The sequence below is a fragment of the Pseudomonas sp. NFACC05-1 genome, assembly GCF_900100135.1.
GTDB classification, from domain to species: Bacteria; Pseudomonadota; Gammaproteobacteria; order Pseudomonadales; family Pseudomonadaceae; genus Aquipseudomonas; species Aquipseudomonas fluorescens_Q.
The window spans coordinates 67,208-83,586 of sequence record NZ_FMTR01000024.1 but is presented as its reverse complement, the minus strand read 5'-3'; the positions used below and the strand labels follow the sequence as shown (position 1 = coordinate 83,586).

Annotated in this window: 16 protein-coding genes and 1 pseudogene; 8 read left to right on the top strand and 9 right to left on the bottom strand. The window is 61.7% G+C overall.

All coding sequences use genetic code 11. The features are described from left to right. Positions 1 to 118, top strand: a pseudogene (locus BLO97_RS31315) (50S ribosomal protein L3 N(5)-glutamine methyltransferase); the annotation flags it as partial. Positions 119 to 301: 183 nt separating this feature from the next. On the opposite strand, the gene BLO97_RS25460 reads toward BLO97_RS31315, so the two are convergent. Continuing rightward, positions 302 to 1,090: a hypothetical protein gene (locus BLO97_RS25460; RefSeq protein ID WP_092348821.1), complete on the bottom strand. Its 789-nt coding sequence runs from the start codon at positions 1,088 to 1,090 to the stop codon at positions 302 to 304. Positions 1,091 to 1,197: 107 nt separating this feature from the next. Beyond that, positions 1,198 to 2,163, bottom strand: coding sequence for an alpha/beta hydrolase (locus tag BLO97_RS25455; RefSeq protein ID WP_092147770.1), 966 nt, complete (start codon positions 2,161 to 2,163; stop codon positions 1,198 to 1,200). Between the two features lie 142 nt (positions 2,164 to 2,305). Here BLO97_RS25455 and aroC point away from each other — a divergent pair, with 142 nt between their 5' ends. The 3 genes from aroC to BLO97_RS25440 are packed head-to-tail and all read left to right on the top strand — an operon-like array spanning position 2,306 to position 5,145. Then, positions 2,306 to 3,397 carry a chorismate synthase gene (aroC, locus tag BLO97_RS25450; RefSeq protein WP_003204486.1) on the top strand — a complete coding sequence of 364 codons (1,092 nt, stop codon included), beginning with the start codon at positions 2,306 to 2,308 and terminating at the stop codon, positions 3,395 to 3,397. 34 nt (positions 3,398 to 3,431) lie between these two features. Continuing rightward, the gene (locus BLO97_RS25445; RefSeq protein ID WP_063324824.1) at positions 3,432 to 4,577 is read left to right on the top strand and encodes an MFS transporter; all 1,146 of its coding nucleotides are present in this window, start codon (positions 3,432 to 3,434) and stop codon (positions 4,575 to 4,577) included. 34 nt (positions 4,578 to 4,611) lie between these two features. Next, entirely contained in the window at positions 4,612 to 5,145 is a 534-nt protein-coding gene (locus BLO97_RS25440; RefSeq protein ID WP_092224668.1) for an acireductone dioxygenase, read from the top strand. 204 nt (positions 5,146 to 5,349) lie between these two features. Here BLO97_RS25440 and BLO97_RS25435 read toward each other — a convergent pair whose 3' ends face one another. After that, positions 5,350 to 5,628, bottom strand: coding sequence for a DUF3509 domain-containing protein (locus BLO97_RS25435; protein WP_003204481.1), 279 nt, complete (start codon positions 5,626 to 5,628; stop codon positions 5,350 to 5,352). 354 nt (positions 5,629 to 5,982) lie between these two features. Between BLO97_RS25435 and BLO97_RS25430 the strand changes: the two genes are divergently transcribed. The 4 genes from BLO97_RS25430 to BLO97_RS25415 all read left to right on the top strand — a co-directional run bounded on the left by BLO97_RS25430 (position 5,983) and on the right by BLO97_RS25415 (position 9,477). Further along, positions 5,983 to 7,821 carry a long-chain-acyl-CoA synthetase gene (locus tag BLO97_RS25430; RefSeq protein WP_092348818.1) on the top strand — a complete coding sequence of 613 codons (1,839 nt, stop codon included), beginning with the start codon at positions 5,983 to 5,985 and terminating at the stop codon, positions 7,819 to 7,821. 94 nt (positions 7,822 to 7,915) lie between these two features. Beyond that, the gene (locus BLO97_RS25425; protein ID WP_092147782.1) at positions 7,916 to 8,434 is read left to right on the top strand and encodes an ankyrin repeat domain-containing protein; all 519 of its coding nucleotides are present in this window, start codon (positions 7,916 to 7,918) and stop codon (positions 8,432 to 8,434) included. Between the two features lie 249 nt (positions 8,435 to 8,683). Continuing rightward, the gene (locus BLO97_RS25420) at positions 8,684 to 9,214 is read left to right on the top strand and encodes a hypothetical protein (protein ID WP_063324827.1); all 531 of its coding nucleotides are present in this window, start codon (positions 8,684 to 8,686) and stop codon (positions 9,212 to 9,214) included. Between the two features lie 71 nt (positions 9,215 to 9,285). Next, positions 9,286 to 9,477, top strand: coding sequence for a PLDc N-terminal domain-containing protein (locus BLO97_RS25415; protein ID WP_003204476.1), 192 nt, complete (start codon positions 9,286 to 9,288; stop codon positions 9,475 to 9,477). Between the two features lie 60 nt (positions 9,478 to 9,537). Here the strand turns inward: BLO97_RS25415 and BLO97_RS25410 are convergent, their stop codons facing one another. The 6 genes from BLO97_RS25410 to BLO97_RS25385 all read right to left on the bottom strand — a co-directional run bounded on the left by BLO97_RS25410 (position 9,538) and on the right by BLO97_RS25385 (position 16,324). Then, entirely contained in the window at positions 9,538 to 10,740 is a 1,203-nt protein-coding gene (locus BLO97_RS25410) for an MFS transporter (RefSeq protein ID WP_063325244.1), read from the bottom strand. 294 nt (positions 10,741 to 11,034) lie between these two features. After that, positions 11,035 to 12,033 (bottom strand): sulfate ABC transporter substrate-binding protein, encoded by a 999-nt coding sequence (locus tag BLO97_RS25405; RefSeq protein ID WP_092224672.1) that lies wholly within the window; start codon positions 12,031 to 12,033, stop codon positions 11,035 to 11,037. A gap of 93 nt (positions 12,034 to 12,126) precedes the next feature. Continuing rightward, complete coding sequence (locus BLO97_RS25400) at positions 12,127 to 12,951, bottom strand: ion transporter (RefSeq protein ID WP_063324829.1); 825 nt, start codon at positions 12,949 to 12,951, stop codon at positions 12,127 to 12,129. 20 nt (positions 12,952 to 12,971) lie between these two features. Further along, a complete protein-coding gene (locus BLO97_RS25395) occupies positions 12,972 to 13,886 on the bottom strand; it encodes an urea transporter (protein WP_092348814.1) in 915 nt (304 codons plus the stop codon). 178 nt (positions 13,887 to 14,064) lie between these two features. Beyond that, entirely contained in the window at positions 14,065 to 15,345 is a 1,281-nt protein-coding gene (locus tag BLO97_RS25390; protein ID WP_092348812.1) for a glycerate kinase type-2 family protein, read from the bottom strand. 88 nt (positions 15,346 to 15,433) lie between these two features. Then, positions 15,434 to 16,324 (bottom strand): 2-hydroxy-3-oxopropionate reductase, encoded by an 891-nt coding sequence (locus BLO97_RS25385; protein WP_092348809.1) that lies wholly within the window; start codon positions 16,322 to 16,324, stop codon positions 15,434 to 15,436. Positions 16,325 to 16,379: the final 55 nt, after the last annotated feature.

Below are 16,379 nucleotides of genomic sequence, written 5' to 3'. Positions count from 1 at the left end.
GTTGTACCCGGAAGTCGATTTCGCCTGGCTCGACTTCGAACGCGGTGGTCATGGCGTGTTCATGCTCAGCGCCGAGCAGTGCCGCCAGCACCAGGGGTTGTTTGCTTCGCGGGTTTGACCCGATCGATGGTGAGCGGCTTTTGTGGCGAGGGAGCTTGCTCCCGCTGGGCTGCGCAGCAGCCCCGAAACCCGCGCATGGTGATTTTTCAGGCCCGTCGCATCCGGCGGATTTACGGCTGCTGCGCAGCCGAGCGGGAGCAAGCTCCCTCGCCACAGGGGTGTGTGGGCAAGCCGCTGGCAATCAGTGCCGCGTCGCAATCCAGATCAGCAACCCCGCCTGGAACATGGCAAAGGCCACCAGGCAGGTGATGGTGAAGCGCAGGCCGGCGTCTTCGCGCTTGAACTTGGTGACCTTTTCTTCCTGCTGCTTGAGTTTGACTTCCTGTTCCGCCAGGTTCTGCTCGGCCTGTTGCAGCATCTGCGCCGCTTCAAGGATTTCCACGAACTGCAGCTTCTCGGTGTTCCAGTCCCCGAGCAGATCACCAACGTGGGTTGGCTTGACGCTGCCCTTGAGGTGCTGGGCGTCGGCGTAGACCACCTCGAAACCCTGGGCTTTGAGAAAGCGGTCGCGGCGCAGGCGAGTGTCTTCGTTCAGGGCGTCCTTGTTATCCAGGTCGTTGCCGTGCACCTGGTAGGCCGACCAGCGTTTCTTGGCCCAGGTAATGCCCTGGGCCGCCAGGAAACGGCCGATGCCACGGTTGGACGGCTCGACTTGCAGGTTGTCCGGGGAAAAAAACAGGCGTTTCTCGACGTGGTCCGCCCAGACGTCCAAGTGATTCTGTTCCTTGCGCACACGCTGGTTCGGCAACTGGATGCTCATGCGCAGCAGGCTGCGTTCCTTGCTGTGGCGCTCGGCATAGCTGAACTCGACAAACCGCAATGGCCGCGCACCGGTGGCGCGGTCGGTCTTGAGCGGCGCCAGGCGGAGCATCTTGTGATGCTCGGTATGCACGTCGGCCCACGGCAGTTCCACCGCAGACGAGGCGGGGGCTTCGGCAGCGGTGTCGGGGGAAGCTTGAGTTTCAGTCATAACGGCAAAAATCCTGTCCAGGCCGGCGGGTCGGTAGCCATTGCGCTATCCGACACCGGGTTATCGGCTGTTTTTGCCAGTACTGAAGCTAAATCGACTAAAACCGCCTAACGGGCGGCTAACGAGTCAATAAAACGCAAAATCCGCGTACCCAGCTCGGCCGCCAGGGGTAGGTTGGGATCCTTGTAGGAGGCCAGTTGCCGTTTCACGTCGTTGGGCACGATGCGCATCACGTGGTTCATGCCCTCGATCAGCGCCAATTCAGCGTCGGGCTTGGCGGCTTTCAACTGCCTGGCGTCATCGACGCTGACCTGGATATCGTTGCTGCCCTGGATGATCAAGGCTGGCATCTTCAATGCCGCAAAGGCCCGGGCCGGGTCCTGGCGGAACAACGAGATCAGGTAGGGCTGTACGCTGGGGCGGAAAATGACCAGCAGTTGTGCCGGCACGTTATCGTCGGGCCGACCGGCCTTGAGGCTGTCGAGCAGCTCGTTGCTGCGCAACATCAGCGGCGGTGGCAAGCGGTTGCTCAATTGTTGACGCAGCACCTGGTCGATCGGCCTGGCGCTGCCAGACAGTGAAATCACCGCCGCCGCGTTGGCCTGGGGCGCGGCGAGGCTGGCGATCAACGCGCCTTCGCTGTGGCCCAGCAGGATCAATGGGCCCAGGCGCGGATCGGCGGCGAGCTTGTGGCTCCAGGCCACGGCATCGGCCACATAGGCCTCGACGCTCAGGTTGCGCTCGTCCGGGGTCGCCGCGAGGCTGGCGGCCACCCCACGCTTGTCATAGCGCACGCTGGCGATGTTGTGCCTGGCCAGCACCCAGGCCAGGCGCTTGAGGCTGTCGTTGCGTCCGCCGTCGGGGTTGTTTCCGTCGCGATCCGTAGGACCTGACCCGGAGATGATCAGAACAACCGGCACCGGCGTGTCGGACTTGGGCAGCAACAAGGTACCGAAAAGCTCACCGCTGCCTGTGTCGAGGCTGATGGGGCGTTGCAGCACCGTGGCCTGGGCCACGCCGGAAAGCAGGCCGGTGAACAAGGTAAGGCTTAGAGCAAGCAGCTTTAACATCATCACGCCATTAGTTGCGAAGGTGCCGGTTGGACTGGTGGCCGCCGATAAGGTTCGAGGATGAACTACGCGGGGAGCCTGCGTATACTGGCGCCCATTACGAATCCAAGGTTGAGTCTCTCAGCGATTTCACGGAGCACCCTGCATGTCCGGCAATACCTACGGCAAGCTGTTCACTGTCACCACCGCGGGCGAAAGCCATGGCCCGGCGTTGGTCGCCATTGTCGACGGCTGCCCGCCGGGCCTGGAGATTTCCCTGGACGACCTGCAGCGTGACCTGGACCGCCGCAAGCCCGGCACCAGCCGCCACACCACCCAGCGCCAGGAAGCCGATGAAGTCGAAATCCTCTCTGGCGTGTTCGAAGGGCGCACCACCGGCTGCGCCATCGGCCTGTTGATCCGCAACACCGACCAGAAGTCCAAGGACTACTCGGCCATCAAGGATCTGTTCCGCCCGGCCCACGCCGACTACACCTACCATCACAAATACGGTGAGCGCGATTACCGTGGCGGCGGTCGCAGTTCGGCGCGGGAAACCGCCATGCGCGTGGCGGCCGGGGCGATTGCCAAGAAGTACCTGGCCAGCCAGGGCATCGTCATCCGTGGCTACATGAGCCAGTTGGGCCCCATCGAAATCCCGTTCAAGACCTGGGACTCGGTGGAACAGAACGCCTTCTTCTGCCCCGACCCGGACAAGGTGCCGGAACTCGAGGCCTACATGGACCAACTACGCCGGGACCAGGATTCGGTCGGCGCGAAGATCACCGTGGTCGCCGAAGGGGTGATGCCGGGCCTTGGCGAGCCGATCTTCGACCGCCTCGACGCCGAGCTGGCCCACGCGCTGATGAGCATCAACGCGGTGAAGGGCGTGGAGATCGGCGCCGGTTTCGCCTGTGTCGCCCAGCGCGGCACCGAGCACCGTGACGAACTGACTCCGCAAGGTTTCCTGAGCAACAATGCCGGCGGTATCCTCGGCGGCATTTCCTCGGGCCAGCCAATCGTGGCGCACCTGGCCTTGAAACCGACGTCCAGCATCACCACGCCGGGCCGCTCCATCGACATCCATGGCAACCCGGTGGACGTCATCACCAAGGGCCGTCATGACCCGTGCGTCGGCATCCGTGCCACGCCCATCGCCGAGGCGATGATGGCGATCGTGTTGATGGATCACCTGCTGCGTCATCGCGGCCAGAACGCCGACGTCCGCGTCAGCACCCCGGTGCTGGGGCAGCTTTGATGGTTGGCCTGCCGACCGCCGTGGCCTGACGACCGTGGCGGCACTGCCGTACTGGCGGCTCTCCAGTTTCTATCTGTTCTATTTCGCGCTGCTCGGTTCGACGGCGCCGTTCCTGGCGCTGTATTTCGATCACCTGGGGTTCAATGCGGCGCGCATCGGCGAGCTGGTGGCGATTCCCATGCTGATGCGCTGTGTGGCGCCGAACATCTGGGGCTGGCTGGGGGATTACACCGGCCGGCGCCTGGCGATTGTGCGTTTTGGCGCGATCTGCACGCTGCTGGCTTTCTCGCTGATCTTCATCGATAAAAGCTACGCCTGGCTGGCGATGGTCATGGCGCTGCATGCGTTCTTCTGGCACGCGGTGTTGCCGCAGTTCGAAGTCATTACCCTGGCCCATCTGGGCGGGCAGGCCTCGCGCTACAGCCAGATCCGCCTGTGGGGTTCCATCGGTTTCATCATCACCGTGGTCGTGCTCGGCCGCTTGTTCGAATGGCTGAGCCTGGACATCTATCCGGTGGCGCTGGTACTGATCATGGCCGGCATCGTGCTCGCCAGCTTCTGGGTGCCCAATGCCCAGCCATTGCAGGGGCCGCGCATCGCGGGGGAGGGGTTCCTACGGCAACTGCGCAACCCTGGCGTGTTGGCGTTCTATACCTGTGTGGGCCTGATGCAGGTGAGTCACGGGCCGTATTACACCTTCCTGACCTTGCACCTCGAACACCTGGGCTACAGTCGCGGGTTGATCGGCCTGCTCTGGGCCCTCGGCGTGGTGGCGGAAGTTCTGGTCTTCCTGCTGATGAGCCGGATCCTGACGCGGTTTTCCGTGCGCCGGGTGCTGCTGGCGAGCTTCCTGCTGGCGGCGTTGCGCTGGTTGTTGCTGGGCTCGCTGGCCGAGTTTCTCTGGGTATTGTTGTTCGCCCAGGTGCTGCACGCGGCGACCTTCGGCAGCTTTCACGCCGCTGCCATCCATTTCGTGCAACGCAGTTTCGGGCCTCGCCAGCAAGGCCAGGGGCAGGCGCTGTATGCGGCGTTGGCCGGTACGGGCGGGGCCCTGGGCGCATTGTATTCCGGCTATAGCTGGAACGCCTTGGGTGCCAGTTGGACGTTCAGTCTCGCCAGCCTCGCGGCTTTCGCGGCAGCCGTTATCATTGCCACACGTATGCAAGAGGACCGGCCATGAGCCTTCGAACCGTTAATTTGCTGGAGCCTTTGTCATGAGCAGCCTGTCCGTCTATCACGTTTCGAGCCCTGACATCCCGAACAAAGTGTTGACCCACGTCGAGGACATTGCCGCGACCCTGGCTGAACAAGGTATTCACTTTGCCCATTGGGAAGCGGCGGTGAAAATCCAGCCGGGTGCCAGTGAGGAGGACATCATTGCGGCTTACCAGGCTCAGATCGATGGGTTGATGACTGAGCGGGGTTATGTTGAGGTCGATGTTGTCAGTGTCAGCAGTGATCAGCCGGAACAGGCTGGGGAGCTCGATGAGTATCGCCATAGCCAGGATGAAGTGCGATTTTTCGTTGCTGGTCGTGGCTTGTTTAACCTGCACGTTGGGGATTATGTCTATGCGGTGCTGTGTGAAAGGAGCGACTTGATAACGGTGCCGGCTGGTATGCCGCATTGGTTTGACATGGGGGAGCGGCCGCATTTCGTTACGATTCGCTTGTCTGGTGATTTGCAGGGGTTGGTTGCTGAGGTTACAGGGGATGATATTGCTCGCCGGTTTCCTCGCCTGGAAGACTGACCTGCGCGGGTGGTGCCGTGAGGTTTTTTGGGTGTGTATATCCGTTGCTGCGCAACCGTCAGCAGCCATTACCGAAGAAACGGATATACAGACCAGAACCAAAAGCGGACTCGCCCAAAAGAAGCCCCAAAAAAAACGGCGCTTCCCATTTCTGAAAGAAGCGCCGTTTTTTCAAGCAAGCAGCATCGCGTTTTGCCAGCAGGCTCAAGCGCTATGGTAAGTCGGCAAAGCAAACCGATGCTGGCTCTGCAACAAGGTGATCTGTGGCAACTCGCTAGCCTGTTCAGCCAGGTCACGACGAATCGCGCTGATCGCCCAGGACAACTGATCCCCAGCGTGCAGTTGAGCATAGGAAATCGTGCGTTTGAACAGCTTGCCGTCGCTATTACGCAAGGTCAGCAGAATGCCGCCATCGGGGCGGGGCTGGGTGGTCACTTCGTAGTTGGAAAACAGGGACGCAAACTTTTCTTGAATCATGTTCATAGTTGACTGCTCCATGGTATGGCAAACCGTGGAGGGGAAGTTGCACTGTCTGTGCCAGCATTTGGCTTTATATAAAGTCCTTTAAAAACAGGTAGTTATGTTTTTACTGTATTTTTGATTTCGTGCATCTTGCATGAATAGCCATCGTGCATCCTGCATTTTGCGTGGTCGGGCAATGATTTTTGGAACCAAATCGTTTTGCGGCGCTCACGCTTCGCCTGTCTCGGGCAGTGGATACAAAACATTGCAAAAACCGCATGTACAGCGCCGCAATCGCCGGCGTACTTTCGAGCCAAATCATCTGCTGCCCGATAACAAGAACCGAGACCACGAGGTCGAACGGGGAAGATCACCATGAGTCGTACACCCAGCGACGCGATTACCTGGGGCATGATGCTGCGCAAGCTGCCTGCCATTGCCAAAGCCGTCCCCCGGATCGTCAAAGGCATGAAGCAGGCCAACGTCCAGGACCCGACCCAGCCTTGCGGCCTGGGCTGGTGCTTCGAACAGGCCACGCAACGCAATCCCCAGGGCCCGGCACTGCTGTATGGCGAGACGGTGTTGAGTTATGCACAGGTCAACGCGCAGGCCAATCGCATCGCCCATTACCTGCTGGCCCAAGGCATCGGCAAGGGCGATTGCGTGGCGATATTCATCGAGAACCGGCCGCAGCTGCTGATCAGCGTGCTGGCGATGGCCAAGGTTGGCGCGGTCAGTGCCATGCTCAACACCTCGCAAACCGGCGATGCGCTGGTGCATAGCCTGGCCTTGGTCAACCCGGTCGCGGTGGTGGTCGGGGATGAACGGGGCGCGGCCTTCAACGACATACGAGCGCGAACCACTCTGTCGAGCAGCAGGACCTGGTGGCTGGCGGATCAGGACTGCGCCGATACCCCGTCCCATGCACCGTCCGGTTTCATCGACCTGATGGCGGGCAGCGAGGATTACCCAAGCGATAACCCGGCATGCAGCCAACAGGTTTTCTGCAACGACCCGTGTTTTTATCTCTACACCTCGGGTACCACCGGCCTGCCCAAGGCTGGGGTGTTTCGCCATGGTCGCTGGGTGCGCACGTCCACCAGCTTCGGCCTGATCGCCTTGGACATGCAGCCCGACGACGTCGTGTATTGCACATTGCCGCTGTACCACGCCACCGGCCTGTGCGTGTGCTGGGGCGCGGCGATCTGTGGGGCATCGGGGTTCGCGATTCGGCGCAAGTTCAGCGCCAGTCAGTTCTGGAGCGACGTGCGCCGCTACCGGGCGACCACGCTGGGGTATGTCGGTGAGTTGTGCCGCTACCTGATCGACCAGCCTGCCGCTGCCGATGACCGTCACCACGGTGTGAAGAAAATGATCGGCAACGGTCTGCGGCCCGGGGCCTGGTCGACCTTCAAGACCCGGTTTGGCATCGACCATATCTGTGAGCTGTATGCCGCCAGCGACGGCAATATCGGTTTCACCAACATCCTGAATTTCGACAACACCATCGGGTTTTCCCTGATGGGCTGGGAGCTGGTGCAGTACGACCATGCCAGCGGCCTGCCGTTGCGCAACCTGCAAGGTCGCATGCAAAAAGTGCCCAAGGGCCAACCGGGCCTGTTGCTGGCGCGCATCGACGAGAAGGCGCCACTGGATGGCTACACCGAGCAAGCCTTGACCGAAAAAACCATCTGCCGGGATGTCTTCGTGCCGGGGGACCGTTACTTCAACACCGGAGACCTGCTGCGCAACATTGGTTTCGGGCATGGGCAGTTCGTTGATCGCCTCGGCGACACCTATCGCTGGAAAGGCGAAAACGTCTCCACCACAGAAGTCGAAAATGTGCTGCTGCAACATCCGCAGGTGGCCGAGGCGGTGGCTTATGGCGTGGAGATCAATGGCACCAATGGTCGTGCCGGCATGGCGGCAATCACCCCGTCCGAATCCCTGGCGACCCTGGACTTCAGCGAGTTGTTGCAGTTTTTGCAAGGCAAGCTACCTGCCTATGCCGTGCCGCTGTTCCTGCGTATCAAGGTGAAAATGGACACCACCGGCACCTTCAAGTACCAGAAGACTCGACTCAAGGCCGAAGCATTCGACCCATGCGTTACCGGGGATGAGCCGGTCTACGCCTGGCTGCCGGGCACCGATACTTACGTGCGGGTGGATCGGCAGCTGGCAGTTCGGATTCAGGGTGGACAATTGCGTTATTGATTCTGGCTATGACAGGCACAGTGAAAAAAGGGATGACAGCGCCCGGGTCCCTCGGGAAACTAGCCGCTTTGCGAAGAGCCGAGTGGAGTTTCCCATGTCCGATACAAGCCGCCAGATGACCCCGGAAGAGGCTGCGGAGTTTGCCGAGCAAGTGTTCAACGTCGCACGCCAGGGCGATGCGGCCATGATGGCTGCGTTGCTGAGCAAGGGCCTGCCGCCCAATCTGCGTAACCACAAGGGCGACACCTTGTTGATGCTGGCCGCTTACCACGGGCATGTGGAAACGGTGAAAGTGTTGCTGGAGCACAAGGCCGATCCGGAAATCCGCAACGACAACGGCCAGAGCCCGATTGCCGGCGCGGCGTTCAAGGGTGACCTGGCAGTGGTTTCGGCGTTGGTGGATGGCGGCGCGCAAGTGGAAGGTGCCTCCTTCGATGGTCGCACTGCGCTGATGATGGCGGCGATGTTCAACCGCGTGGAAATCGTCGACTACCTGATCGGCAAAGGCGCCGACCCGAAAGCCAAGGATGCCAACGGCGTCTCGGCTCTGGATGCCGCCAAGACCATGGGCGCGGTGGACACCACGGCGCAGTTGGAAAAGATGTTGGGCTGATCTTCCTCCGGGGCCGTGATCCTGGAGTGACATTGCTCTTGTGGCGAGGGGATTTATCCCCGCTGGGGCGCGAAGCGGCCCTAAAACCTGACAACTCGGTGTGGCAAGCTGTCTTTAGGGCTGCTTCGCAGCCCAGCGGGGATAAATCCCCTCGCCACAAAAGCTCCGGGGCCACAGGTTCCTGACTCGACCGATGTGATGCGCTATCCTGCCCGCCCTCAAGACACCCTTCGCCACAGGATCCACCCCATGAAAGCCGCACTCGTCGAACTCATCAGCAAAATCAGCTCCGGCTGCCTCGGCGAGGCGGACATTGCGAAAATCGCTGACGAAGCGGCCCAGGCCTACGCCGATCCGACGGCTTTCCTGGGGGCCAACCCCGATATCAACTACGACGACACGTTTCCGATCCCGTTGGGTGAGTGGGTAGTGGTGGGCAGCCTGCCGGACACCGTGCTGTTCCAGGCCGACACCTACGTGGACCTGTTCGAACAGATCGTTGCCTCGTTCGGCCCCGGCGTGGCGTTCAACCTCAAGCCCAAGCAGCTGGCGAAAACCGAAGCCCTGACCGCGCTCAACCGCATCCAGATCCAGATGAGCAGCCTGAACAAGGAAAACGGCGGCTACGTGCTGATGAACTTCAGCCAATTGCTCGACGATGAATTGCAAATGGTGTTGGTGTACGGCAACGATGTACCGCGTGTGCTGGAACTGTGTGCTGAAGTCGGCATCGCCGCCGCGCCCTCCCTGGAAGCCCTCAAGGTCGCGGTCCACGTCTGAAGCAATAAAACGGAACCCTTGCCAGGGGCCCGCTATCCTAAGTGTGCACATCACCATTTGGGAGCGACACCATGGGTTCCACTTTCAACGGCCTGGTCGGCCTGATCATCCTGGCGCTCGATATCTGGGCGATTATCAACGTACTCAAGAGTGGCGCGGAAACCGGGATGAAAATCCTCTGGGTGTTGCTGATCCTGCTGTTGCCGGTACTGGGCCTGATCATCTGGGCGATTGCCGGGCCGCGTGGCAACGTGCGGATTTGACACGCTCCACCAAAAAGCCCGGGCGCTGACGGCGACCGGGCTTTTTTATGCGTGGGGTATTCAGGCCGTAGCCAGGGACCGCTTGCGCGAGGTGCTCAAGAAGCGCAGCAAGGCCAACAGGGGGAAGGCACTGCCGACGATCACCACCCACAACCAGCCGCCGTGTTCGTACACCGCACTGGCAATCGATGAGCCGAAGGCGCCACCGACGAAGATGCTGGTCATGTACAGCGCATTCAGCCGGCTGCGACTCTTGGCATCGAGGGCATAGATGGTGCGCTGGCCCAGGACCAGGTTCATCTGCACACAGAAATCCAGGACCACGCCGGTCACCGCCAGGCCGATCACGCTGTAGAACGGATGGATGAATGTCGGCAGGAAACTCAGGCTGGCGAACAGCATCGCCAGCAGCGAGGCGATGCGGGTATGGCCGGCATCCGCCAGGCGACCGGCGATGGGCGCGGCAATGGCGCCAATGGCACCGACCAGGGCGAACAAGGCGATTTCAGTCTGGGACAGGCCATGGTTGCGTGACAGTTCCAGCGGCACGGCGGTCCAGAACAGACTGAACGTGGCAAACATGCAGGCCTGGTAGAACGCCCGTTGCCGCAACAGCGGTTGTTGGCGCAGCAGGGTGCCGAGCGAACCCAGCAGTTGGCCATAAGAGGCGCTGTGGTCGGGCTGGCGCTTGGGCACGGTCAGTGCCAGGACGATGCTGATGGCGGCCATCAACGCGGCGGCGATGATGAACATGGCCCGCCAGCCGAAGTGATCGGCCACGATGCTGGAGACCGGCCGCGCCAGCAGGATTCCCAGCAGCAGGCCACCCATGATCCCACCCACGACCCGACCCCGGGTCTGCTCCGGCGCCAGGTGTGCGGCCAGCGGAATCAGGACTTGCACCGACACCGAGCTGAACCCCACCAACAGCGAAACCAGCAGGAATACGTTCGGTTGATCGGTGAACGCTGCCCCTAACAAACTGGCGATCGCCACCACGGTAGTGATGATCATCAGCCGACGGTTTTCCAGCAAGTCCCCCAGTGGCACCAGGAAAAACAGGCCCAAGGCATAACCGATCTGGGTCAGCGAGACGATCAGGCTGGCCATGGTGCTGCTCAAGCCGACGTCGGGTGCGATCAGTTCGATGATGGGTTGGGCGTAGTAGATGTTGGCGACGATGGCGCCGCAGCAGAAGGCGAAGAGCAGGACCATGCCGCGGGTCAGGGGGCTGCCGGGCGAGGTAGGTGAATGAGCACTCATGGCAATCTCGTCGATCAATTGAAAGGATGGCGTGAGGCTAAAGTGTTCCCGGATGTTGCGACAGGCTTTGTGGTTGATAGCGGTCATGCTTGCCGTTAATGGTTGCAGCGAGCGCCTTGTTTGGAGCGGAGGCAGGGTGGCCTTTGTGGCGAGGGAGCTTGCTCCCGCTGGGCTGCGTAGCAGCCCCTTGGGTCGGCCATCGAGGTGTTTCAGGCCGACCGCATTCTGCTTTATTGGGGCGGCTGCGCTGCCCAGCGGGAGCAAGCTCCCTCGCCACAGGGGATCGGCAGCGATTTATTGCCCGCTGTAGACCTGGTCGAAAATCCCACCGTCATTGAAGTGAGTCTTCTGCACCGTGCGCCAGTCGCCGAAGGTTTTTTCCACCGACAGGAAGTCCACTTTCGGGAAGCGGTCGGTGTATTTGGCCAGTACCGCCGGGTCCCGTGGGCGCAGATAGTTGGCGGCGGCGATTTCCTGGCCTTCGGGCGACCACAGGTACTTGAGGTAGGCCTCGGCGGCTTCGCGGGAGCCTTTTTTCTCGACAACCTTGTCGACCACGCTGACCGGTGGCTCGGCCTCGGCGGAAACGCTCGGGTAGATCACTTCGAACTGGTCGCGGCCGAATTCGCGGGCAATCATTTCCGCTTCGTTTTCAAAGGTCACCAGCACGTCGCCGATCTGGTTGGTCATGAAAGTGGTCGTCGCGGCGCGGCCGCCGGTGTCCAGTACCGGCGCCTGCTTGAACAGTTTGCCGACGAAGGCCTTGGCCTTGTTCTCGTCACCGCCATTTTTCAGCACGTAACCCCAGGCCGACAGGTAGGTGTAGCGACCGTTGCCGGAGGTTTTCGGGTTGGGCACGATCACCTGCACACCGTCCTTGAGCAGGTCGGGCCAGTCTTTCAAGGCTTTCGGGTTGCCTTTGCGCACGATGAACACCGTGGCCGAGGTGAATGGCGCGCTGTTGTTCGGCAGGCGGGTGGCCCAGTTCTCGGGCACCAGTTTGCCGTTGTCCGCCAGGGCATTGATGTCGGTGGCCATGTTCATGGTGATGACATCCGCTGGCAGCCCGTCGATCACCGAGCGCGCCTGCTTGCTGGAGCCGCCGAACGACATCTGCACGGTGATGTTTTCGTTGTGCTCGGCCTGCCAGTGCTTCTGGAAAGCGGTGTTGTAGTCCTTGTAGAAATCGCGCATCACGTCGTAGGAAACGTTGAGCAGGGTCGGGGCGGCATGGGCCAGGCTGCCAAAAGTCAGGCCGGCGGCGAGAAGGGAGGCGCCAAAGAAGTTCTTCACTGCGAATTCCTTTTTATCAACGGGGGTTCCGGGCAATTAGCCAGCACACTAGCTGCAAGCCTATAGACCTTCAAGCATCAAAAAGTGCTTTGCTTATTCCAATTTCTTAAACAGCGCATTGCCACAACGGGAGCAGAAAGCGGCACCGTGTTCGTGGTTGTTTTTGCTGCACACCGGGCAATCGTGCTTGAGCTGGTCCCCGCGCATGGCGGTGGCCAGTTCAGCCGTGAAAATACCCGTCGGCACAGCGATGATCGAATAGCCGGTAATCATTACCAGGGATGACACCACCTGGCCCAGCGGCGTCTTGGGCACGATGTCGCCGAAGCCCACGGTGGTGAGTGTCACGATAGCCCAATAGATGCCCTTGGGAATGCTGGTAAAGCCATGCTCGGGGCCTTCGATGACGTACATCAGCGTGCCGAAGACGGTCACCAGGGTCGAGACGCTGACCAGGAACACGATGATTTTCTGTTTGCTCCCGCGCAGCGCCGCCATCAGGTAGTTGGCTTGCTTGAGGTAAGGACTGAGCTTGAGCACGCGGAAAATCCGCAGCATGCGGATGATCCGAATGATCAACAGGTATTGGGCATCGCTGTAGTACAGCGCCAGGATCCCCGGCACGATCGCCAGCAGGTCCACCAGCCCGTAGAAACTGAAGGCATAGCGTAGCGGCTTGGGAGAGCAGTACAGGCGCAGGCCGTACTCGACGATGAAGACGAAGGTGAAGCCCCACTCGATACCGGCCAGCAGGGCCGCGTAGTTTTTATGCACGCTGTCGATGCTGTCGAGCATCACGATCACCAGGCTGGCGAGGATGATCAACAGCAAGGTGCTATCGAAGCGCCGACCGGCGACGGTGTCGGACTGGAAAATGATCACATAGAGGCGTTCGCGCCAGTTGTTGCTGCTTTGCATAATCGTCGCCTGAACCGGAATCAGCGAAGCCTAGGGCGATTGCCCTGCAGAGCGCAAGGCGTGCTGTCGAGGCTGGCCTGGCGCCACGCCCGGCCGGTGGCCTGGATCAACCAGCACGCGAGGATGAACGGTGCCGTCAGGGGAGGCAGGCCGAGGGCGATAAAACCAGGGGTAAGCATGACCGCCAGGAGAATGCCCGCCAGTGGCAGCCAGGTTTGGCGGCGCTGTTGGCTGAGGGCCAGCGCCACCAACACCGGGTTGTAGCCACCCAGCCCGCAAAGGGCGGTTGCGTTTTCATGTTGCGACAAGGTGAAGGCCAGGCCGGCGGCGGAACCGACCAATGCCCAAGCGCCGGCGCGCCGGTTGGCCAGCAGCAGACCGGCGGCGATCAGCGCACCGGCCGCTGGATGGCCGAGAAACATGACCTGGCCCAGTCCGCTCAAATGCGCGGCCAGCAGGTTAGGTACTGTCATTTCAATCGAGTTGGTTGAGGGCGGCGGCAGGGTGAAACTCATCAGCAGCCAAGCCAACCCTACAAAAGGCGCAGTGTAGGCGGGCAGGCATCGAGGGCCTCGGCTGCGCTTGAGCCACTGCTGGGTCAACATTGCGCTGAGACCGCCTGCGGCGATGATCAACGGCGGCAACAGGACGGACCAGGGCAACGCGAGGCTCAGCAGCAAGCCCAGCAGGATGCCGTTGTAACTGAACAGCCCGGCTTGCCGGTCGACCTTGGCGTAACCGCGTCGCTGGGCCGTGAGCAATCCGGCCACCCCGCCCAGTAACGCGCCGCCGAACAGGGTCGGCGCAGTGAGCAGGATCGCCAGCAGGCACAGCAGGCCGCACAACGGATGGCGTTGGAGGAAGACTTGGCTGAAGCCGTTGAGCAGGGCGGTGGCCCAGTCGGGGCAGTGGGTGTTGGAGAAATGGTTGGGCATGATGGATCGCAGATAAGAGAGCACTGTGGCGAGGGCGCTTGCTCCCGCTCGGTTGCGTAGCAACCGTCAAAAAGAGGGGCCGCTGCGCAGCCCAGCGGGAGCAAGCTCCCTCGCCACAGAAAATCAGATCAACGTCTCAATGCGCAGCGAATCGGCCGACCCGCAGCTTCGGGCCTTATCAGGCGTCATGTTTGGGGGTCTCGAGGATCAGGATGGCGCGAAGGTCGTTGACGTTGGTGCGGGTTGGTTCGGTGACGATCAGCGCATCCAGGGCGGCGAAGTAGCCGTAGCCATTGTTGTTGTCCAACTCGTCGCTGGCGCACAGGCCCAGCGCCGCGGCGCGGCGATAACTGTCCGGGGTCATGAGGGCGCCGGCGTTGTCTTCGGAGCCGTCGATGCCGTCGGTGTCGCCGGCCAGCGCATAGATGCCAGGATGACCCTTGAGGCTCTCGGTCAGGCTCAGCAGGAATTCTGCATTGCGCCCGCCCCGGCCATTGCCGCGCACGGTGACGGTGGTTTCGCCACCGGAGAGGATCACACACGGTGCTGCCAGCGGCTGGCCGTGCAGGGCGATTTGCCGGGCAATGCCGGCGTGGACTTTCGCCACCTCCCGGGATTCGCCTTCCAGGTCGCCGAGGATCAACGGGCTGAAGCCGGCCTGGCGCGCCTTTACCGCTGCCGCTTCCAGGGATTGCTGGGGGCGGGCGATCAATTGGAAGTGGCTGCGGGCCAGGCTCGGGTCGCCGGGCTTGACGGTTTCCGATGCAGGGTTGTGCAACCAGTTGCGGACCGAGGGCGGCACCTCGATCTGGTAGCGTTGGAGAATCGCCAGGGCTTCGGCCGAGGTGCTGGGGTCGGCCACGGTGGGGCCGGAGGCGATGACCGTGGCAAGATCCCCGGGGACGTCGGAAATCGCGTAGGTGTACACCGTCGCCGGCCAGCAGGCCTTGCCCAGGCGCCCGCCCTTGATCGCCGAGAGATGCTTGCGCACGCAATTCATCTCGCCGATGGTCGCGCCGGATTTGAGCAGGGCTTTGTTGATCGATTGCTTGTCGGCCAGGGTGATGCCTTCGGCGGGCAGGGCCAGCAGGGCAGAACCGCCGCCGGACAGCAGGAAGATTACCCGGTCGTCTTCGCTGAGGTTGCTGACCATTTCCAGCACCCGCTGGGCCACGGCCAAGCCGGCGGCGTCAGGCACCGGGTGGGCGGCTTCCACTACTTCGATTTTCTGACAGGGCGCGCCATGGCCGTAGCGGGTCACCACCAGGCCAGACACTTCGCCTTGCCAGCAGCGCTCGACCACTTGCGCCATGGCCGCCGCGGCCTTGCCGGCACCGATGACGATCACCCGGCCGCTGCGATCGCCGGGCAGGTAGCGTTCAAGGACGTGTTGCGGATGGGCCGCGTCGATGGCTGTGGCAAACAGCTCGCGCAGCAGTTGTTGCGGATCGACCGACATGGCGGGCTCCCGGTTTTTATTATTGGCTGAAGCGACTCGGTTATCTGTGGGAGCGAGCAAGCTCGCTCCCACAAGGGGAATGCAGGGCTTATTTGTCGCGAATGGAGAAATTGGCCATATGCTCCAACCCCTTGATCAACGCCGAGTGATCCCAGTTGCTGCCACCGATGGCCGCGCAGGTGCTGAACATTTGCTGGGCATTGGCGGTGTTGGGCAGGTTGATGTTCAGTTCCCTGGCGCCTTGCAGGGCCAGGTTCAGGTCCTTCTGGTGCAGGCTGATGCGAAAGCCCGGGTCGAAGGTGCCCTTGATCATGCGTTCGCCGTGCACTTCGAGGATCTTCGACGAAGCGAAACCGCCCATCAGCGCTTCACGGACCTTGGCCGGGTCGGCACCGTTTTTCGAGGCGAACAGCAACGCTTCGGCCACCGCCTGGATGTTCAGGGCGACGATGATCTGGTTCGCCACTTTGGCGGTCTGGCCATCGCCGTTGCCGCCCACCAGAGTGATGTTCTTGCCCATGGCCTGGAACAGCGGCAAGGCTCGCTCGAAGGCGTTGCTGTCGCCACCGACCATGATGCTCAGCGTCGCAGCCTTGGCACCGACTTCACCACCGGAGACCGGGGCATCGAGGTACTGCGCGCCTTTTTCATTGATCTTCGCCGCGAAGGCCTTGGTGGCTGTGGGGGAGATCGAGCTCATGTCGATCACCACCTTGCCCGCGCCCACGCCCGCCGCCACGCCGTCGGTGCGGAACAGCACGTCGTCGACCTGCGGGGTGTCCGGGACCATGACGATGATGAACTCGGCTTCCTGGGCCACTTCCTTCGGGTTGGCCAAAGCCACCGCGCCACCGGCCAGCAGGTCGGCCGGGGCCGCGTCGTGGTGCTGGGACAGGAACAGGTTGTGCCCGGCCTTTTGCAGGTTCAGGGCCATGGGGTGGCCCATGATGCCGGTGCCGATGAATCCGATTTTAGCCATGAAAAAAATCCTCTTGTTGTTAGATGTCCCGGTGTCTCTGGGTTCGGTGTCCCTG